The organism is Thermoanaerobacter kivui, from assembly GCF_000763575.1.
GTDB lineage: Bacteria > Bacillota > Thermoanaerobacteria > Thermoanaerobacterales > Thermoanaerobacteraceae > Thermoanaerobacter > Thermoanaerobacter kivui.
In genome coordinates, this window is sequence record NZ_CP009170.1 from 62501 (window position 1) to 82500 (window position 20000).

General features: G+C 34.4%; 17 protein-coding genes, 2 tRNA genes, 2 rRNA genes and 2 pseudogenes (2 of these 23 running past the window's edge). 21 read left to right on the forward strand and 2 right to left on the reverse strand.

What is annotated here, in order from left to right; translation table 11 throughout:
* From TKV_RS00285 to ymfI, 5 genes are all read left to right on the forward strand, one after another.
* Positions 1–297 (forward strand): 23S ribosomal RNA (locus TKV_RS00285) (it extends 2717 nt beyond the left edge of the window).
* Positions 298–327: 30 nt separating this feature from the next.
* Positions 328–479, forward strand: a 5S ribosomal RNA gene (rrf, locus tag TKV_RS00290).
* 10 nt (positions 480–489) lie between these two features.
* Positions 490–564: transfer RNA gene (locus TKV_RS00295), tRNA-Asn, on the forward strand.
* Between the two features lie 13 nt (positions 565–577).
* Positions 578–652, forward strand: a tRNA-Gly gene (locus TKV_RS00300).
* Between the two features lie 128 nt (positions 653–780).
* Entirely contained in the window at positions 781–1518 is a 738-nt protein-coding gene (gene ymfI, locus TKV_RS00305; RefSeq protein WP_003869939.1) for an elongation factor P 5-aminopentanone reductase, read from the forward strand.
* Between the two features lie 25 nt (positions 1519–1543).
* Here ymfI and TKV_RS00310 read toward each other — a convergent pair whose 3' ends face one another.
* The gene (locus TKV_RS00310) at positions 1544–2269 is read right to left on the reverse strand and encodes a pseudouridine synthase (protein WP_049684282.1); all 726 of its coding nucleotides are present in this window, start codon (positions 2267–2269) and stop codon (positions 1544–1546) included.
* A gap of 291 nt (positions 2270–2560) precedes the next feature.
* On the opposite strand from TKV_RS00310, the gene TKV_RS00315 reads away from it, so the two are divergent.
* From TKV_RS00315 to TKV_RS14030, 14 genes and pseudogenes are all read left to right on the forward strand, one after another.
* A complete protein-coding gene (locus TKV_RS00315) occupies positions 2561–3610 on the forward strand; it encodes a LacI family DNA-binding transcriptional regulator (protein WP_049684283.1) in 1050 nt (349 codons plus the stop codon).
* A gap of 69 nt (positions 3611–3679) precedes the next feature.
* Positions 3680–5005: an extracellular solute-binding protein gene (locus TKV_RS00320; RefSeq protein WP_049684284.1), complete on the forward strand. Its 1326-nt coding sequence runs from the start codon at positions 3680–3682 to the stop codon at positions 5003–5005.
* A complete protein-coding gene (locus TKV_RS00325) occupies positions 5002–5880 on the forward strand; it encodes a carbohydrate ABC transporter permease (protein WP_049684285.1) in 879 nt (292 codons plus the stop codon). Before TKV_RS00320 ends, TKV_RS00325 begins: the two co-directional genes overlap by 4 nt.
* Complete coding sequence (locus TKV_RS00330) at positions 5867–6703, forward strand: carbohydrate ABC transporter permease (RefSeq protein ID WP_003869934.1); 837 nt, start codon at positions 5867–5869, stop codon at positions 6701–6703. The genes TKV_RS00325 and TKV_RS00330 overlap by 14 nt, the downstream gene beginning before the upstream one ends.
* Positions 6704–6721: 18 nt before the next feature.
* Entirely contained in the window at positions 6722–8605 is a 1884-nt protein-coding gene (locus TKV_RS00335; RefSeq protein ID WP_049684286.1) for a beta-galactosidase trimerization domain-containing protein, read from the forward strand.
* Positions 8606–8607: 2 nt separating this feature from the next.
* On the forward strand, positions 8608–9516 hold the full coding sequence (locus TKV_RS00340) for a glycoside hydrolase family 130 protein (protein WP_049684287.1): 909 nt from the start codon (positions 8608–8610) through the stop codon (positions 9514–9516).
* A gap of 14 nt (positions 9517–9530) precedes the next feature.
* Complete coding sequence (locus tag TKV_RS00345; protein ID WP_049684288.1) at positions 9531–10421, forward strand: glycoside hydrolase family 130 protein; 891 nt, start codon at positions 9531–9533, stop codon at positions 10419–10421.
* 212 nt (positions 10422–10633) lie between these two features.
* A complete protein-coding gene (locus TKV_RS00350; protein ID WP_049684289.1) occupies positions 10634–11680 on the forward strand; it encodes a nucleotidyltransferase family protein in 1047 nt (348 codons plus the stop codon).
* Between the two features lie 29 nt (positions 11681–11709).
* Positions 11710–12885 (forward strand): glycosyltransferase family 4 protein, encoded by a 1176-nt coding sequence (locus TKV_RS00355; protein WP_084574139.1) that lies wholly within the window; start codon positions 11710–11712, stop codon positions 12883–12885.
* A gap of 20 nt (positions 12886–12905) precedes the next feature.
* Positions 12906–13955, forward strand: coding sequence for a beta-L-arabinofuranosidase domain-containing protein (locus tag TKV_RS00360; protein ID WP_049684291.1), 1050 nt, complete (start codon positions 12906–12908; stop codon positions 13953–13955).
* Between the two features lie 207 nt (positions 13956–14162).
* Positions 14163–14929, forward strand: a pseudogene (locus tag TKV_RS00365) (SDR family oxidoreductase).
* Between the two features lie 25 nt (positions 14930–14954).
* On the forward strand, positions 14955–15530 hold the full coding sequence (locus TKV_RS00370) for a TetR/AcrR family transcriptional regulator (RefSeq protein ID WP_049684292.1): 576 nt from the start codon (positions 14955–14957) through the stop codon (positions 15528–15530).
* A 128-nt stretch (positions 15531–15658) separates the two neighbouring features.
* Positions 15659–17875, forward strand: a complete 2217-nt coding sequence (locus TKV_RS00375) for a YhgE/Pip domain-containing protein (RefSeq protein ID WP_049686151.1) — start codon at positions 15659–15661, stop codon at positions 17873–17875.
* Between the two features lie 53 nt (positions 17876–17928).
* Positions 17929–18009 (forward strand): annotated as a pseudogene (locus TKV_RS14030) (S-layer homology domain-containing protein); the annotation flags it as partial.
* 37 nt (positions 18010–18046) lie between these two features.
* Here TKV_RS14030 and TKV_RS00380 read toward each other — a convergent pair.
* On the reverse strand, positions 18047–18940 hold the full coding sequence (locus TKV_RS00380; protein WP_049684293.1) for an ATP-binding protein: 894 nt from the start codon (positions 18938–18940) through the stop codon (positions 18047–18049).
* A 184-nt stretch (positions 18941–19124) separates the two neighbouring features.
* Here TKV_RS00380 and TKV_RS00385 point away from each other — a divergent pair, with 184 nt between their 5' ends.
* Positions 19125–19967: a fumarate hydratase gene (locus TKV_RS00385; RefSeq protein WP_049684294.1), complete on the forward strand. Its 843-nt coding sequence runs from the start codon at positions 19125–19127 to the stop codon at positions 19965–19967.
* A gap of 20 nt (positions 19968–19987) precedes the next feature.
* On the forward strand, positions 19988–20000 hold the start of the coding sequence (locus TKV_RS00390) for a Fe-S-containing hydro-lyase (protein ID WP_049684295.1). 551 nt of this gene lie beyond the right edge of the window; the window shows 13 of its 564 coding nt (coding positions 1–13); its start codon is at positions 19988–19990; its stop codon lies beyond the right edge, outside the window.

Genomic DNA, 20000 nt, shown 5'->3' on the forward strand with positions numbered 1-20000 from the left:
CAGTTCGGTCCCTATCCGTCGCGGGCGAAGGAAACTTGAGAGGCACTGCCCCTAGTACGAGAGGACCGGGGTGGACGAACCGATGGTGTACCAGTTGCACCGCCAGGTGCACAGCTGGGTAGCCAAGTTCGGAGGGGATAAACGCTGAAAGCATCTAAGCGTGAAGCCCGCCTCAAGATAAGGTTTCCCACCCGTAAGGGGTAAGACACCTCGAAGACCACGAGGTAGATAGGCCGGGGGTGTAAGAGTGGAAACACTCTTAGCTGACCGGTACTAATCAGTCGAGGACTTGACCTTTGGCTTTGTGCAGTTTTGAGGGTCTAGATTTCCGGTGGCGATAGCGGAGGGGAAACACCCGTTCCCATTCCGAACACGGTCCACAAGGGGCCCCCAGACGGTCGCAAGACCGACTGGGGTGCTAGTTAAGCCCTCCAGCGCCGATGGTACTGCTTTCGCGGGAGAGTAGGTCGCTGCCGGAATTAAAAATATTCCTCAGTAGCTCAATGGTGGAGCAACCGGCTGTTAACCGGTAGGCTGTAGGTTCGAGTCCTACCTGAGGAGCCAACTTTTAAGAGATGCGGATGTGGCTCAGCGGTAGAGCATCGGCTTCCCAAGCCGAGGATCGCGGGTTCGAATCCCGTCATCCGCTCCATAAGAAAATGAGAGGTTCTGCGAGGTAAATGCAGAACCTTTTTTAGTATTTTTTATTGATATTGACATAATTTTATTTTTTTATAAAATTACAAAAAGAAGTGTCAATTAATTTAGAAGGTGAAAGAGATGTTAAATGGCAAAGTAGCGATTGTAACTGGTGGTGCTGGGGATATAGGAAGAGAAATTTGTATAGAGCTTGCAAAAGAAGGGGCTTCTATAGCAATACATTATAATAACAGTTATGAGCAAGCTGTTAAATTAAGAGAGTATATAAAAAGCAATTTTAGTTATGCGGAAATTTTTAAAGCAGATATTTCAGACAGACAGCAGGTAGACAATATGATTGATAGTATTTATAATAAATTTGGTCGCATTGACTATCTTATAAATAATGCAGGAATTGCCCAAATCAAACCATTTATAGAAATAACAGAAGAAGATTGGGATAGGATGATGAATGTCAATTTAAAAGGTCTTTTCAATTGCACACAAAGTGTTTTGAGGCATATGTTGCCTCAAAAACATGGGAGTATAATAAATATTTCTTCAATTTGGGGTATTTCCGGTGCTTCCTGTGAAGTACATTATTCAGCATCTAAAGGAGGAATAATAGCTTTTACAAAGGCTTTGGCAAAAGAGTTAGGGCCTTCTAAAATAAGAGTTAATTGTATTGCTCCTGGAGTAATTGATACTCGAATGAACAACATTTTAAATAGGGAAGAAAAGAAACACTTAATTGAGGATATACCACTTATGAGTATAGGGAAACCTCAAGATGTAGCAAATGCTGTACTGTTTTTATTATCTGACAAGGCAAATTTTATAACAGGGCAAGTTATAACTGTAGATGGGGGATTTATATAACAAGGCTTTGGTGAAAGCCTTGTTTTTATATCGACTTTTTCAGGAAAGATAGCTCTTCTTCAGACAATTCTCTCCACTCCCCAGGTTTTAGATTTTCGTCAAGGGTGAGACTACCCATTGCCAATCTTTTAAGGTATATGACCTTTTTACCGACTGATTCAAACATCCTTTTTATTTGGTGATATTTTCCTTCTCTTATATAAACGTAAACTTTCGACACATCAGAAGAAGAAAAAAGAATTTCAAGGTTTGCGGGAAGAGTTTTATACCCATCTTCAAGTATAATGCCTTCATTGAAAGCTTTAATGTCGCTTTCATTGACAAAGCCTAATATTTCAGCATAATATTTTTTTATAACATTCTTTTTTGGTGATAAAAGCTGATGTGCCAAGTCTCCGTCATTAGTTATAAGAAGCAATCCTTCTGTATCTTTATCAAGTCTTCCTACGGGAAATGGATTTCGAGCTTTTAATTCTTGAGGAAGAAGGTCAATAACTGTTTTTTCAACTTCGTCATATGTGGCGCTAATAACTCCTTTTGGCTTATTTATTATGATATATATAAATTCTTTGTAATTGATCTTTTCACCATCAAATAAAATTTCATCAGATTCAGTATCTACAATTAAACCAGCATCTTTTACTGTATTTCCATTTACCAATACAAGACCTTCTTTAATGAATTTTTTAACTTCTTTTCTCGTACCAATGCCTATATTCGATAAAAGTTTATCTATTCTCATTTTTGCCATATAAATTACCTCCAAAAAGAGTCTATGATGTAATTATAACACGAAATTTTGTATTTTTAGAGTATATAATATTGGTTTATTCAATTCACTTTAAATTACTTGAATTATAAATTAGACAAAGTGCTGTGTTCTCTACTTTATTGTGAATATATTTCAAGTAATCGTTAAGATAAGATTATAACAAACAAAATTCAAGTAAAATCTATAATGATTCAAGTAAATTTTGCTTGATAATTAAAATCAAATGATTTATAATTTATTACAAGAAAACGATTTTTAGAGGTGTTAAGTTTGACGGCAATTAAAAGGAAAAAAGTGACCATGAAAGATATCGCTGAAAGGTTGAACTTATCAATTAATGCTGTGTCCCTGGCTTTAAATGACAAGGTGGGGGTGAGCGAAGAGACAAGAAAAATAGTTTTAAAAACAGCTGATGAAATGGGGTATTTTGATGAAAATCCCTCTTTTATTGCTAAAAATCATTTCAGAAATATTTGCCTACTGATTGAAGAGAGAAATTTCCGCGATACTCATTTTTATACAAAAGTAATTTTAGGTATAGAGAATGAAGCAAAGAAAAATAATTACGATATTTTAGTAAACTTCATGAATCAAGATGATTTTCAGGTACCTTCCAGTGTTGAAACGAGAAAAGTTTCAGGAATTTTAGTGGTTGGTACTATTAAAGATGAACATCTGGAAAAATTATTGAAGTATGATATACCAACTGTCCTTGTGGACCATGCTTCATTTACTATAAGTACAGATGCTGTATTAACTCAAAATATGCCTGGAACATATATGGCAACACAATATCTTATTCGAAAAGGCCATACTCAAATAGGTTTTTTTGGTGAAATAGATTTTTCTTTAAGTTTTAAAGAAAGATGGTTAGGCTTTAACGAGGCGATGAGAAATGCAGGACTTAATGTAGATCCCATATTTAATGTAAATCCTGGATATTGTGTAATAGGACAGGTAGAACAATATGTTTTAAGCAAAAACTACAAAGAGGTAGCAAATATTATCTCAAAGTTAGATAAACTTCCTACTGCATGGGTATGCTCCAACGATAGTGCTGCTATTACCTTGTACAATGCATTGAGCATTTTGGGTATTAAAGTACCTGACGATATCTCTGTAGTTGGCTTTGATGATATTGATATATGTAACATTGTGACACCGCATTTGACTACTATCCGCATAAATAAAGAACTCATGGGAGAAAAAGCTGTAAAAAGACTTTTGTGGAGGATGGAAAATCCAAAAGAGCCCTGTGACCATATACGGATGGAGGTTAAACTGATAGAGAGGGAATCAGTAAGGGAAATTAGAAATTAAAAACTTTTAGAGGACATAAAAACAGCATTAAGCTGTTTTTTAAATAATTAATTTTTGGAGGTGTGTTTTATGAAAAAAATAGCTAAAAGTATTCTAATTTTACTTCTTGCTGCATCACTTTTGGCAGGCTGTGGGACTAGTACAAGCCAAAAGAATGAAGCATCACAGACAACAAAAGAAAAAGTTATTACAATCGATTTTTGGGCTGCTCCAAATCCTCCGCAACAGACTTTCTGGAAACAGATGGCTGAAGAATATGCAAAAGTTAATCCATACATCAAAGTAAATGTTAGTCCGATGCCTGAATCACCAACATCTGAAGCTGGAATTCAAGCAGCTCTTGCCGGTGGTAATGCTCCTACAATTTCAGAAAACATTTCCCGTGGTTTTGCGGCACAACTTGTAGACAGTAAAGCATTAGTACCTCTTGATACAATGGATGGATGGAATGACATTGTAAAAACTAGAAATATGGAAAACACAATTCAGGCATGGGAGTTTGCGGATGGGCATCAATATGTATTGCCTATATATTCAAACGCGATGCTTTTTGCATGGAGGATCGATATTTTAAAGCAATTGGGATATAATGAACCTCCAAAAACTTATAGTCAAATTATTGAATTAGGGAAAAAATTAAAAGAAAAATATCCTGACAAGTATTTATGGGCAAATCCAGATTTAATTGACTCTACCTGGTGGAAAAGATGGTTTGACTTCTTTATGCTTTATGATGCAGCTTCAAACGGTAATAAATTCATAGAGGGAAATAATTTTGTTGCTGATGATAAAGCCGGAGTTGCTACACTTAAATTCCTTGAGGATATGGCAAAAAATAAGCTTATATTAACGCAAAAAGCTACGGATCCTTTTGAAACAGGAATAAGTGTATGGACAACAATTGGTCCTTGGACGTTTAATACATGGAAGGACAAATATCCAGAACTTAAGCTAAATGAAACTTATGTGCTTGCACTACCTCCAGTGCCAGATGGAATGAGTACAGATAATGTAAAAACATTTGCAGATACAAAAGGCCTTGTAATATATGCACAATCAAGTCCTGAAAAGCAAAAAGCAGCAATGGAATTTATAAAATGGGTATATTCTAATCCCGAAAATGATATGAAATGGTTTGAAATTACTAATCTTCCACCAGCAAGAGATGATGTCAATACAAACGAACAATTTAAAAATTACTTAAAAGATCATCCTGAGCTTCAACTGTATGCTGAATCTATACCAAATGCTATTCCGCCTATTGATAATGCTAAATTTAACGATATTCAGACATTAATTGGCCAAAAAGCTGTAAATCCTGTTGTGGCAGGACAAGTAGATGCACAAAAGGCTTGGGATGATATGAAAAAGGCGATTCAGGGGGTTCTTAAATGAAAAAAGGACAAGAGAAATTGGGTTGGCTTTTTGCCAGCCCATACCTTGTATACAGTTTAATATTTTTCGTAATTCCGCTTTTTGGAGCATTATTTTTATCTTTTACTAACTGGAATCTTATTTCACCTCAATATGAGAATGTTGGTTTTTTAAACTTTATTCAAGCAGTTAAAAGTCCAGGAGTAAAAGCGGCATTTTTTGTAACATATAAGTTTATGATAATATTTGTGCCTATGGTATTAATTGGATCTTTGGTAATTTCTCTTATTATAAACAGTTTGCCAAGATTTAAAAGTTTTTTTTCTGTAGGATATTTTCTTCCCTATCTTGCCTCTGGTGTTGCTACATCAGTAGTGGTAAAGGGAATTTTATCATATAACAGTGCTTTAAATGTGTGGTTAAGAAATACGTGGCATTTAAACATTGATTGGCTGGGTTCACAGATACTTGCTCCATTGATTATTGCTGTTATGATATCGTGGAAATTTATGGGTTATTATTCGCTTATACTGACATCTGGATTAGAGAGCATACCGGGTGAGGTATATGAAGCTGCTGCTATAGATGGTGCAACAGGTTGGATAAAATTTTTTAAAATTACGCTGCCACTTCTATACCCAGCTATGTTTACAGTGACTATATTGGCAGTTGGACTTGTATTTGGTATATTTACAGAACCCTATGTTTTAACAGGTGGAGGACCTGGATTTTCAACAAATACATGGCAAATAGAAATATATAACCAAGCTTTTAGCAAGCTAAATGCGGGTTACGGTTCTGCAATTGCAATTATTGATTCTGTAGTGACTTTTGTGACCATAATAATTGTTCGGAAATTGCTAGAAATTTGGGGGAAGAGTTATGGTTGGGAGTAAAAATAAGAAATTGCAACTTATATTATTGTATACAATAGCCATTATTTTTTTAATTATAATGGTATACCCATATTTGTATATGGTATTAAATTCGCTTGCACCATGGGATCAAGTTGATAGAAAAATAATACCAACAGGAATTACATTGAAATCTTATATTTGGCTTTTACGTGGAGGAGAAGATGTTACACCACGTCCGTGGCTCAGAGCCTTTGCTAACAGTATTATTGTAACAGTTTCATCAACATTTTTAATGATGGTTACAGCATTATTAGTTGCATATGCCTTGTCAAAAATAGTTTTTAAAGGAAGCAGAACAATAAATAACATTATAATGTTTCAGATGTTTTATCCATCGATTATTCTTTTGATACCTACGTTTTTGCTGGTGAGAAAATTAGGATTATATGATACTTATTGGGGTATGATTATTCCAAAGTCTGTAAGTTTATGGGCGATATTTATGTATACAAATTTTTTTAAAGCAATACCAAACGAGTTAATTGAGGCTGCAAAAATAGATGGTGCAAATGAAATTAAAATACTTTTTAAGATTGTTTTGCCAATGTCAAAATCAATTACAACAGTTATTTTCCTGTTTTTATTTATGGAAAGATGGGTAGAGCTTTTGTGGGATATGCTCGTCGTGCATGATCAAAATCTTCTTACTCTGAATGTTATGCTAGCACAAATGTTTGGACCATATGGTGCATATCCGGGACCAATGTATGCTGCTTCTGTAATTTTGACAATGCCAATACTTATTTTGTTTATAATTTTTAGCAAGAATTTTAAAGAAGGTATACAGTTTGTTTTAAAATAATATGACGGAGGTAGAAAAATGGCAAAATTTGCAGATGAATTTATAATAGGAGCTAATTATTGGCCTAGGAATCATGGCATTGAAATATGGAAAGAGTGGAATTATGATGAGATAAAAAGTGAATTTATTGAAGCGAAAAGCTTAGGCATTAATGTAATGAGAATAAATCTTTTTTGGGAGGATTTTCAGCCAAAGCCTGATGTAATATCAGAGGAAGCGGTGAAAAAGTTTGACGAGCTTATTAAAATATGTCATGAAGTTGATATGAAAATCGCGCCTACTTTTTTTGTGGGGCATATGAGCGGTGAGAATTGGGATGTGCCGTGGAGAGAAGGTAGGAATATATACAGTGATTCATTTATGTTGAGGTATCAAATTAAATTGGTACGCTTTTTTGCTGAGAGGTACAAAGATGAATCTGCTATTTTGTTTTGGGACCTTTCAAATGAGCCAGATAATTATGTAAAAGCAGAGTCAAGACATGATGCTTGGCTGTGGAACTATGTCTTATCAAATGAGATAAAAAAATACGACAAAAATCATCCCGTAACACTTGGAATACACCAGGCATCTCTTCTTACCGATAATAATTTTTATCCTGAAGACTTGCAAGAAGGAAATGATTTTCTGTGTATGCACGCATATCCAATTTATACAGATACATGTATAGACCCTGTAAATTCTATAAGAAGCACTTATATGGCACCTTTTGCTTCTAAACTCACCCAAGTTATGGGTGGCAAAGAAGTGCTACTGGAGGAATTTGGTGCAACTACACTTATGATGAGTGAAGATATAGAGGGAAATTATTACAAGGTGGTTCTGTATAGCCTTCTTGCGAATGAATCGATAGGTGCAATAGCCTGGTGCTTTGGAGATTTTTCTGTTGGCGAAAGGCTTCCCTATAATTCTACCCCCTTTGAAACGCAATTTGGTATAACAGCAGTTGATGGAAGAGTTAAAAAAGCAGGACTTGAAATAAAAGCTTTTTCTGAATTTATGAATAAAATTGAGTATAAGGATTTAAAACACAAAAAGTGTGATGCCGCGATAATCATTCCGGATAAGTATTATAGTGCTTTATTTGTAGGTAACGATTATACTCCAGAGAGAAATTTTAGGATTCTTTTAAATAGTTTTATACTGGCAAAGGAAGCAGGTATAGATGTTGAATTGGTAAGAGCTGATGGAGATTTTAGTAAGTATAAAATGCTTATACTACCTTCCGCTTATAGAAAAGGGCATTTAAATTATGACCAATGGGTAAAAATTATGGATTTTGTTAAAAATGGTGGCACTTTGTATGTATCATACGATGGAATTTCTGTAGAAGGTTTTGATGAGGTTTTTGGAGTTAAAACGCAATATTCTATGGTGCCCAAAAATGAGACAGTATCAATGCATTGTGAAGAACTTGGAATTGATTTAAATTATAAAGCTCTTAAATTTAATAAAAGACTTATTGCAAAACCGACAACAGGCCGTGTAATTGCAAATGATGATGAGAATAACCCGGCAATAGTTATAAATAAATATGGCAAAGGGAATGCTATTCTTGTTACGTATCCTATTGAGCTCTATTTAAGTTATATGCCCGATGTATATAAGACTGACAGGTCTTATTTGATTTATGAGTATGCTAAAGAGCTGAGCGGAATAGAATACAACGTAAAAGTAGAATCTCCTTATATTGAAGTAAAAGAGTTTGATTATGGCAGGAAAACCCTTGTGTTCTTTATAAATCATGAAGACATAGATATTCATACTAAAATAAGAATAAGTAGAAAAACAAAAAATAATGAGAAAATACAAGATTTAATCAGCGGAAGGCAGATTAATTTAGAAAATTTCACAATAGAGGCTAATGGAGTAGTTGCAATTTTGCTGGAAAAGGGGGTATAAAGATGTTCAGGCTAACAAGACTTAGTAACAAACCTATATTGTCGCCAATAAAAGAGCATGAATGGGAAAAGGAGGCTGTTTTTAATGCAGCAGTAATATATGAAGATAGTAAATTCCACTTGTTTTACAGAGCCTCTAATAATAAATTTGTTTTGAATACTGAAAAGCCAGAAGAAAAATATAAATTTGTATCCTCAATTGGGTATGCTGTAAGCGAAGATGGTATAAATTTTGAAAGATTTGACAAACCTGTTTTAGTAGGTGAGATTCCGCAAGAAGCTTGGGGAGTAGAGGACCCAAGGATTACAAAAATAGACAATAAGTATTACATGCTCTATACAGGTTTTGGAGGAAGGGACTGGTTGGATTTTAGAATATGTATGGTTTGGTCTGATGATTTAAAAAATTGGAAAGGACACAGAATTGTTCTTGATGAACCCAATAAAGATGCGGCACTTTTATCCGAAAAAATAAATGGTAAGTATGTGCTTTTCCATAGAAGAATGCCCGATATTTGGATTGCTTATTCTGATGATTTAGTAAATTGGTATAACCATAAGATTATAATGTCCCCTAAATCTCACACATGGGAGTCAAAGAAAATTGGCATAGCAGGACCTCCTATAAAAAGAGAAGATGGATGGCTTTTAATATATCACGGGGTGGATAACAACAATGTGTACAGACTTGGTGTAGCTCTTTTAGACTTAAAGGACCCATCAAAGGTTATTGCGAGACAAAAAGAGCCTATTTTAGAGCCAGAGCTTGATTGGGAAATAAATGGGCTGGTACCTAATGTGGTGTTTAGCTGCGGTGCAGTTGAAGTGAATGACATGTATTATGTGTATTATGGAGCAGCAGATACCCATATAGGTGTAGCAGTCATTGAAAAAGAAAAAGTAAAATTTTAAAAGGAGTGTATGGAGTGATAAAATTAAAGAGATTATCAGATAAGCCGGTATTGATGCCAAAAGCAGAAAATGAATGGGAAAGAGCAGCAGTTTTTAACACTGCAGCAATTTATGACAATGGACTGTTTCACTTGATTTACAGGGCTACTGACATTGGGCCTCACGCCAAATATGGGAAATATACTTCTCGCTTTGGATACGCAGTCAGCAAAGACGGAATTAATTTTATGAGATTAGACAAACCAGTGATGAGCAATGAGACAGAACAAGAGCTCAGAGGATTAGAAGACCCAAGGATAGTCAAAATTGACGGCATTTATTATATGATGTACACAGGTTTTGGGGACAGGTTTCATGATGACTATAGGATTTGTTTGGCTATCTCCAAAAACCTTATAGATTGGGAGAGAAAAGGAGTAGTTTTAGATGAACCTAATAAAGACGCCTCTTTATTTCCTGAAAAAATCAATGGAAAGTATGTGATGCTTCATAGAAGGTATCCAGAGATATGGATTGCCTTTTCAGAAGATTTAAAAAATTGGTATGACCATAAGCCTATCATTAAGCCAATTCCAGGAACTTGGGAAAGCGCCAGAGTTGGAATTGGAGGGCCGCCTATTAGGACAAAAGATGGTTGGTTTTTGATATACCATGCAGCTGATGACAATAATGTATATAGATTGGGAGCAGTCCTTTTAGATTTAGAAGATCCATCAAAGATTATTGCAAGGCAAAAAGAACCTATCTTAGAGCCAGAACTACAGTGGGAAAAAGAAGGATACATTCCTAATGTTGTATTTAGTTGTGGCAATGCAGTAAAAGATGATACTATTTATGTTTATTACGGGGGTGCAGATACCGTTATAGGTGTAGCAATATTAGAGATGAAAGATATCAAATTTTAGCAGGCTTTTAAAAGGCCTGTTTTTTATTTACAGAAAAGTACTTGACATGCCAAAAAGGATTAATTATAATACTTATTAACAGCCGAATTTCAAGAGTGCTAATATATTTCTCTTCTTCTTTCTCTTGTCAAGTGCACGGCTAACCACGTATATCACACTCTTCTTTTGTTTTTAAGTTTTATTTTGAAAAACTTCATAAAGGAGGGGCTTTTATGAAGGCGTTGTTATTGGCAGGAGGTTTGGGAACAAGGCTAAGACCTCTTACAGATGACCTGCCAAAACCAATGGTTCCTATCATGGGAAGACCTCTTTTAGAAAGGATTATTTTAAACCTTAAAAAAAGTGGAATAGATGAAGTTGTAATAAGTACTTATTATAAGTCTCAGTACATTGAAGATTACTTCAAGCCAAAAGAGGACTTAGGTGTAAAAATACACTATATTACAGAAGAATCTCCTTTGGGGACTGGTGGGGCAATAAAAAACGCCGAAAAATTTTTTGATGACACTTTCCTCATTTTAAACTCTGATATCGTCAGTGATATTGACTATGCAGATTTGATAAAATACCACAAGAGAAGAAGAGCTCAAGTAACTATTGCATCTATTGAAGTAAGAGATACTTCTCAGTACGGAGTTATAGAATTTGATGAAAAAGGCTTTATAACTGTTTTCAAAGAAAAGCCCAAACCAGGCGAGAGTAATTCTAAGTATATTAACGCAGGAGTATATGTATTTGAACCTGAGGTGTTAAAAGAAATTCCTGAAAATACAGTAGTATCTGTAGAGAGGGAGACATATCCCAAACTTTTGGAAAAAGGGTATAGAATGGCTATTTATAAATTTAACGGCTACTGGATAGACATAGGGACAATAGACAAATACAAAAAAGTTCATGAGGACATTTTAAAAGGAAAATCAAGATTTGTAAGTACTACTTCCTCAAGAGGCATAATTTTAGGAGACAATGTTAAAATTCATCCTACCGCAAGAGTGATAGGACCTGCTTATATTGGAAATAATACTGAAATTGATGCCTATGCTACAGTTGGTCCGTATACAGTAATTGGGAATAACTGTCGAATAGGTCAAGAGAGCAAAGTATCCCAAAGTGTATTGTGGGATAATGTAAAAGTGCGCAGGTTTGCAAGATTAGACAATGCAGTTGTCACTTCAGAATGTATAGTAGAGGTGAATATGGAAGTTAAAAATACAGTGTTTACAGCTAATAGATTGGCAAGTACTACGTTGACAACTTAATACTAAACAAACTAAGAAGGGGGCGTGATATAATGAGCGTATTGGGGAGAAATGTAGCATTTTTGAGCACTTATCCACCAAGAGAATGTGGCATTGCTACTTTTACTCAAGATTTAGTTAATGAAATAAAAAAGATAAAACTTATTAATTTTACAGGAGTAATTGCAATAAACGATAATAAAACTTACGAATACGATAGTGATGTTAAATATCAGTTACAACAATTTGTAAGAGAAGATTATGTAAGATTAGCCCGTGAATTAAATGAATCTGACATAGATTTGCTCATTATAGAACATGAATATGGGATATTTGGAGGAGAAAGTGGAGAGTACTTATTAGACTTAGTTGACAATTTGAACATACCTTTTGTTGTGACGGTTCATACGGTGTTATCAAATCCAAACGAAAAACAGCTTTTAATACTTAGAGAACTAGGGGAAAAAAGTGTTAGAGTAGTAACAATGGCTAAAAATACAATACCACTTCTTGAAGAAATATACCACATACCTTCCAGTAAAATCACTGTTATCCCTCATGGAGTTCCCAATCTTCCGGTATTACCCAAGGAAACTTTAAAAGAGAAATATGGCTTTAAAGGCAGAAGAATAATAAGCACTTTTGGTCTTATAAATCCTGGTAAAGGAATAGAGTACGGTATAGAAGCAATAAGTATTGTAGCTCAAAAATACAAAGAGGTACTATATCTAATTTTAGGCCAAACCCATCCAAACATAAAGAGAGAATTTGGAGAAGAATACAGGGAAAAACTTCAAAAATTAGTACAAGACCTTGGAGTACAAGACAATGTAAGATTTGTGGATAAATATCTTACTAAAAAAGAGATTTTGGAGTATTTGAAGATGTCAGATATATATATGACGCCATATTTAAACAAAGAACAAGCTGTCAGCGGTACACTGGCATATGCAGCAGGCTTAGGAAAAGTAATTATTTCAACTCCATATATGTATGCTGAAGAAATTTTGGCAGAAGGAAGAGGCTTGCTTGCAAATTTCCGTGATGCAAAGTCTTTAGCTAGACATATTGAGTATGTATTTAAAAACCCTGAGAAAAGGCTACAGATAGAGTCAGAAATTAAAAGATTAGGCAGGTCAATGATGTGGGATAACGTGGCATATAGATATGTCATAATGATTTTATCTGTATTGGACATTAAAGCAAGGGAGGAAGTTGTAATATAGAGAAGGGGGAAGTTAACACAATGGAAGGAGCAATTGAATTTCACCATCTTTTCAGGCTAACGGATGATACAGGCATTTTACAGCATTCCCTTTACTCTATTCCTGATTTGACAAAGGGTTATACTACGGATGACAATTCAAGGGCACTTATTGCTGCTTCAATGTTATATGAAGTTTACAAAGATAAAAAATACCTTGACCTTTTAAAAAGATACCTTTCTTTCTTGATTTATGCCCAGAATAGCAAAGGATATTTTAGAAATTTTATGAACTACAATAGAGAATTTATTGAAGAAGTTGGCTCAGAAGATTGTTTTGGCAGAACTTTATGGGCATTAGGATATTTATTAAATACTAATTTGTCTAATGGTTATCAAAGTGTTGCAGTGACATTAATCAAAAAAGCTTTGCCAAATGTAGTAAATTTAAATTTTCTTCGCGGTAATGCTTATTCGTCAATAGGATTAAGTCTTTTATACACTTCTGATGTTACCGAATTTAACAAAGAGAAGATAAAAAATTTGATAACTTCTATTTCAAAAAAAATAGTTCAAAAATATAGGGAAAACAAAAATGGAGAGTGGAAATGGTTTGAAAATATAATGACTTACAGCAATGCCGTACTTCCTTGGGCTCTTCTTAGGTCATACATTATTACAAAAGATGAAGAAGTTTTAGACGTTGCAATGGAAAGCATGGAGTTTTTAGAGAAAGTAACTTTTAGAAATGGCTATTTTAAGCCGGTAGGCTGTAAAGGATGGTATAAAAAAGGAGATGAAAAGCCTGCAGAATTTGATGAACAACCGGTAGAGGCGTGTGAAACTGCTCTTATGTACACAGAAGCTTATAAAATTTTTAAAGAAGAAAAGTACAGAGAAAAAACTATAAAATGTTACAAATGGTTTTTGGGAGAAAATTCAAAGAATGTAAGCTTAATAGATGAGGAGACAGGGGGTTGTTACGACGGTATAACTAAAGAGGGAGTAAATTTAAATGAAGGAGCAGAAAGCTTGATTTCACTGATTATAACTGACATGGTGGTGAATCACACAGAAACTGTATTTAAGTAGTTTTTCCTTTTCCTTTCAAAAATTTTTATAAAAATTGAAAAGGGTGATGCCATATGAAAATTGGTGTGCTTTATGCAACCTATTTAATTGATTTTTATAAAACTTTTAAGTTATACTATTTATGATAAGGTAAACCTCTTTGCTTTTTTAATTTTAATCATGAGGTTACCTTATCTTCTTTTATAATTAAAAATTGGAGGGTTAACTATGGATTTTAATGGGAAAGTAGTGATAGTGACAGGAGGAGGACAAGGAATAGGGCGGTGTATTGCGCGAACTTTTGCTGAAAAAGGAGCAAAAGTAGTTATAGCTGATATTGACGATGAAGCTGGCATAGAAAATGAAGAATATATAAAATCTAAAGATGGAGACTCACTTTTTGTACATACAGATGTTTCTTTAGAGGAAGATGTTAAAAACATGGTAGATAAGACGATAAAAGCATACGGCAAGATCGATATTTTGATAAACAATGCAGGTATTGGAGCAGGAGGGACGATTTACACAAGGCCCATGGAGGAATGGGATAGAGTCATAAATGTGAACTTAAGAGGAACATATATGTGTTCAAAATATGTTGCTCCTCACATGAGAGACAATGGCGGAGGAGTCATAATAAATATAGCGTCTACAAGGGCATTTATGTCTGAACCTCATACAGAACTTATTCTGCGTCAAAAGGTGGTATTATAGCCTTAACCCACTCTCTTGCAATAAGTTTAAGTTATGATAAAATAAGGGTGAATTCTATAAGTCCCGGGTGGATAGAGGTATCGGAATGGAAGAAAAGTAGGGAGACTAAAAAGCTTCAATTGAGAGAAGAAGACCATTTGCAGCATCCTGCAGGACGGGTAGGTAAGCCAGAGGACGTAGCAAATGCATGTTTATTTTTATGTTCGGAAGAAGCTTCTTTTATTACAGGAGCGAATCTTATTGTGGATGGCGGAATGACGGTTAAAATGATATATGTTTAATTTTTTAAAAAGGGAATGAATGAGAATGAATAAGACAAAAGAAAAGATTTTTAAAGCGGCGATAAAGACCTTTTCAAAAAGTGGATTTTACAAAACCACAATGGAAGAAATAGCGGAAAATGCTGGAGTAGCAAAAGGGACCTTGTATTATCATTTTAAGAGTAAAGATGATATATTAGAATTTTTGATTGATGAGGGGATAAAAATTTTAAAGCAGGAAGTTTTTGAAGAAATAAGCAAATTAAATGATGCAATTGAAAAGCTTCGGAAAATTATATTTGTACAGTCGAATTTTTTGTACAAAAATCACGACTTTATCATAGTGTTATTAAGCCAAATATGGGGTCATGGAGAGATACCTAATAAGTTTAGAGAGAAATTATACAGTTATCTCAAAATAATAGAAGAGGTAATTAAAGAAGGTAAAGAACAACATCTCATAGTTGACTGTGATGAAAAAGTTATAGCTGCTGTTTTTTTTGGCATGATAAGTTCAATCTTAGCGTTTAAACTAAGAGAAGATAAAGAAAATTTTGATCCATGTTATATAGCAGATAGCGTATTGAATTTTGCCCTAAAAGGTCTCCAATATGTCAAATAAACACCTTAGTAGGGTGTTTTTTTATTTCATTTAGAATATTATTTTTATTGACAGAAAAGGAAGAGGAGATTATAATATTTTTTGTACTGACTGGTCAGTCTAAAAATTTAAGGAAAGGAGGAGCACCATTGAAAGCATTTAAGGTTGCAGCAAATGAAATAGAAAAGATAATCAAAAACAGGTTTAGAAGGGTTGCTGTTATTGTACTCGCTTTTATGCCTTTACTTTACAGCTTTTTATACTTATACGCTTTTTGGGACCCTTATTCTAAGTTAGATAAACTCCCTGTTGCAGTTGTCAATGAAGACAAAGGCGGAATATACGAAGGAAAATCGCAAAACTTTGGTAATGAAATTGTTCAAAAGCTAAAAGATAATAAAGAGTTTAAATGGGATTTTGTAGATTACAAAAAAGGTATTGATGGACTTAAAGGAAACAAGTATTACTTTATGATTAGGATTCCAGAAGATTTCACCAAAAATATCATAAGCGTTAATTCAAGTACGCCCAAAAAAGCTATTATTGAGTATATAACTAATGACAAGAAAAATTTTCTTGCAACGCAAATTGGCAACAAAGCTATAGAAAATATTCAAATAGAAATAGCAAGTTCTATAAGAAAGGGGTATATTGATTCTATCTTTAAAAGTGTTGATGAATTAGGCAGTGGTTTAAAAGAAGCCTCAGAGGCAGAGAATAAACTCGCAACAGGTACCTTAGAGTTGTATAATGGTGCACAAAAATTAAATAGTAGTATGAATACAGCTTTAGATGTAAGCAAACAAATAAAAGATGGTGCTTTAAGCTTAAATAATGGTATCAGTCAAGCGTTAAATGGTTCTACAGCTTTATACAATGGAACAAATCTCCTTTCACAAAAATTTTCTGATGCAAGCAATACAGAAGCCTTATTAAATGGAATGAATTCATTACAAAATGGAATAACAGGAATTAATCAAGGATTAAATGATGCTTCTAATAGTGCCATTAAACTAAAAGATGGAATCAATTCTCTTGTCAATGGATACAATCAAGTAGGGCAAAATGTTTCTTCTTTTGCTAGCAGTGTTTCACAACTGGGAAATGGCTTGAGCCAAATTTCTACGGCTTTAGATGGGGCGCAGGCTGCGTTAAAAGATTATATCGCAAAACATCCTGAAGCAAGTAGCGACCCTGAACTACAAAAAGCACTTATTGCGATTGCACAATCTAATGCAGGGATTAATAGCATGAGTCAAAACTTAAATAGCGGTTTGACCCAAGTTCAGAAATTGAACACTGTTCTCGCACAATTGCAGCAGGCTTCCAATACAATTAATAATGGTATGGATTCTTTAGCATCAGGTCTTTCTTATATGTGTCAAGCGTCAAGCCAACTTGTAGACGGTTCAAATAAATTGTACAGTGGCGTAGCACAGCTTAGTGTAGGCATAAATACAGCAGGAGAAAAATTAAAAGAAATTTCAAATGGCTTATACAGTCTCAATAATGGGATAAAAAGTTTAAGTGATGGATCCTCAAAATTATATAATGGTGCTAATTCTCTATATAATGGTATGGCACTTCTTAAAGATGGAACTAGGCAATTTGCAGATGGAGCAAAAAGTTTATATGATAATCAGAGGATTTTAGCACGAAAATTAAGTGATGCAGCTGAGAAAATAGATTCATCAGGAATTACAACGGCTAAAAAGGATATGATTAATGAACCTATAATACTTGATACTAGAAGGCTTTATCCTGTTAAAAATTATGGAATTGGTTTTGCACCATATTTTATACCTCTATCCTTGTGGGTAGGCTCATTAATACTTTTCTTCTTGATAGATATTTTTGATAAAGAAAAATACGAAGGAATGAACAATGTCTCTATACAATTAGGAAAATTTATGTCTTTAGCATTAGTAGGCATATTGCAATCTGTGGTATCAAGTTTTGTGCTTGTAGAAGGACTAAAATTAGATGTGCATAATTTATTCTACTATTACCTGATAAATGCTGTGATGTCTCTTACCTTTATCGCTATAATTCAGCTTTTTGTGATGCTCTTTGGCATTGCAGGTAAATTCTTTGCAGTAGTATTATTAATGCTTCAACTTACCTCCTCAGGAGGAACTTTCCCGATGGAGTTACTTCCCAAATTTTTCAACGTAATAAATCCTTATTTACCTATGACTTATGGGGTCGCAGGACTTAGGGAAGCGATATCTGGTAATAGTATTGGCGTGATATTGCACAATATTTCTATGATTGCAGGATTTGGAGTTTTATTCTTGTTATTTATAATACTTCTTGCGGAAAAAGCAGATAAGATAGAGATAACACAAAGACTAAAACAGATATAAATTTTTAAGAGGGATGTCTTCTACAGGAGTTGTTCTAGAAAGTTATAGTCTAATTTGTGCCAAAAGACAACGCTACAAGAGCAGAGGCAGCAGCGATACTATATAGAATATTAGAGAAAACAGGAAATATATGAAAATGAAAAATGCGTCCTTTTAAGGGCGCATTTTTCATTAGTCAGTTTTTACCCATGTGCGGCAGAAGGTACACACAGGAGAAACAGAAGGAAAACCACATACCTCACAATTTATCTTTGGAGGACGGGCAGAAGTGTCAACAAAAAGGTGGGCATATTTTGTATAATTTTTATAAAAGGACCTTTTAATTCCTGGGGATTTTTCTTCCAACATATCTAATGCTTCCTGATACCTTATATATTTTGCTTCTCTTGAATAAGGGCAGACTGCAGTTACAGGTTTTATATTGTGAAGTTTGGCAAAGGCAATTATTTCTTCTTCTGCTTGAAAAGCCAAAGGTTTAATCTTTCTAGCAAACCCCGGCTCTTCAGGAAGTACAGGAATTCCTTTTGATAAATGGTGAAGGTCCCATCGGAATAGATTTGCTAAAAGCAACTTAGCCATGTCGTCTAATGTATGACCTGTTGCTAGTGCATCAGCTTTTGCAGATAAAGTGTATTCATTCATAAGATGCCTTTTAGTGACTCCACATATAGCACATATCCTGTCTTGTCGTTTAGCTACATCCGGGATACCTTTTCCAAATTTTTCTTTTAAGCTTACTATTTCTAAAGGAATATCATTTTCTTTGCAAAAGTTTTCAACAACTTCTCTAGATCGAGAAGAGAAGTTGTTTTCTTCTATTGCTAAATCTATAAAAAAGCCCAGCACTTCATAACCTAATCTTTTTAAGACAAAAGTAGTGACTAAGGAATCTTTTCCTCCTGAGATTGCAACGACTACGCGCCCTTTCGGAGGCAGCATTTTATATTTTTCAATAGTTTTGGAAACTTGTCTCATAAAAAAAGCGTCCAAATGTTCTTCGCAAAAGGCGGAATTATGGGCTGGAAATTTTACAATTGCCGGTTTGCGACACACAGTGCATTTCATGGCATAGCCTCCTTTGCTTAATATATTTTGTACTACAATCAAAGCTATACCTTAAATTATAAAAAATTTAAAAAGAAATTGCAAAAACGCTATTACTTCAACAAGTTTTCCTTAAAAAATTTCTAAAAAAATAGTATTATATACTTGGGGATATACTTGTGAAGAAAAGAGGGAGTGAAGGAATTTGAAAGAGATAGAAGCAAAGAAAATTACTGAAATAGTTAAATTGCTTTGCATTGAAGCCAATTATGACCTTCCCAAAGATATATTTGATGCTTTGAAAGAAAGAATTAAAGAGGAAAAAAGCCCTTTAGGCAGAGAAATACTTAAAAATATAATCAAAAATGCTGAAATAGCTAAAGGCAAAAGAGTTCCAATATGTCAAGATACGGGGATTGCTGTGGTTTTTGTAGAAATAGGGCAGGATATACGTATTGTCAACGGAAATTTAAAAGAAGCGATAAATGAAGGTGTAAGACTTGGTTATGAAGAGGGGTATTTGAGAAAATCTGTTGTCAAAAGCCCTATTGTACGGCAAAACACCAAAGATAATACTCCTGCAATAATACATTACAACATCTGTGAAGGAGATAAACTTTCAATAACTGTGATGCCTAAAGGGGCTGGAAGTGAAAATATGAGCGCTCTCAAAATGTTAAAACCCTCGGATGGCATAGAAGGGATTAAGAATTTTGTGATTGAAACAGTTCAAAATGCGGGTCCCAATGCTTGTCCTCCATTAATTGTTGGAGTAGGTATTGGAGGGGATTTTGAATTTGCTCCGTATCTTGCTAAAATAGCTTTATTGAGAAGTGTAGGTGAAAGAAACACAGATGAAATGCTAGCTCAATTGGAAGAGGAATTATTGCAAGAGATAAATATGTTAGGAATTGGTCCTCAAGGCTTAGGTGGAAGCACGACTGCTATTGATGTCCATATAGAGACTTATCCTACTCATATAGCTTCGCTTCCTGTTGCTGTAAACCTTGGTTGTCATGTTACGAGGCATGCTACTTTTGTATTATAATATTGGTAGGAGGCAGAGAAATGTATAAAAAGA

Excerpts from the sequence above, each read along its gene's own strand:
- TKV_RS00330 (WP_003869934.1), top strand. The coding sequence starts at position 5,867 with ATGGTTGGGAGTAAAAATAAGAAATTGCAACTTATATTATTGTATACA.
- TKV_RS00380 (WP_049684293.1), bottom strand. The coding sequence starts at position 18,940 with ATGAAATGCACTGTGTGTCGCAAACCGGCAATTGTAAAATTTCCAGCC.
- TKV_RS00350 (WP_049684289.1), top strand. The coding sequence starts at position 10,634 with ATGAAGGCGTTGTTATTGGCAGGAGGTTTGGGAACAAGGCTAAGACCT.
- TKV_RS00340 (WP_049684287.1), top strand. The coding sequence starts at position 8,608 with ATGTTCAGGCTAACAAGACTTAGTAACAAACCTATATTGTCGCCAATA.
- TKV_RS00310 (WP_049684282.1), bottom strand. The coding sequence starts at position 2,269 with ATGGCAAAAATGAGAATAGATAAACTTTTATCGAATATAGGCATTGGT.
- TKV_RS00335 (WP_049684286.1), top strand. The coding sequence starts at position 6,722 with ATGGCAAAATTTGCAGATGAATTTATAATAGGAGCTAATTATTGGCCT.
- TKV_RS00360 (WP_049684291.1), top strand. The coding sequence starts at position 12,906 with ATGGAAGGAGCAATTGAATTTCACCATCTTTTCAGGCTAACGGATGAT.
- TKV_RS00325 (WP_049684285.1), top strand. The coding sequence starts at position 5,002 with ATGAAAAAAGGACAAGAGAAATTGGGTTGGCTTTTTGCCAGCCCATAC.
- TKV_RS00370 (WP_049684292.1), top strand. The coding sequence starts at position 14,955 with ATGAATAAGACAAAAGAAAAGATTTTTAAAGCGGCGATAAAGACCTTT.
- ymfI (WP_003869939.1), top strand. The coding sequence starts at position 781 with ATGTTAAATGGCAAAGTAGCGATTGTAACTGGTGGTGCTGGGGATATA.
- TKV_RS00320 (WP_049684284.1), top strand. The coding sequence starts at position 3,680 with ATGAAAAAAATAGCTAAAAGTATTCTAATTTTACTTCTTGCTGCATCA.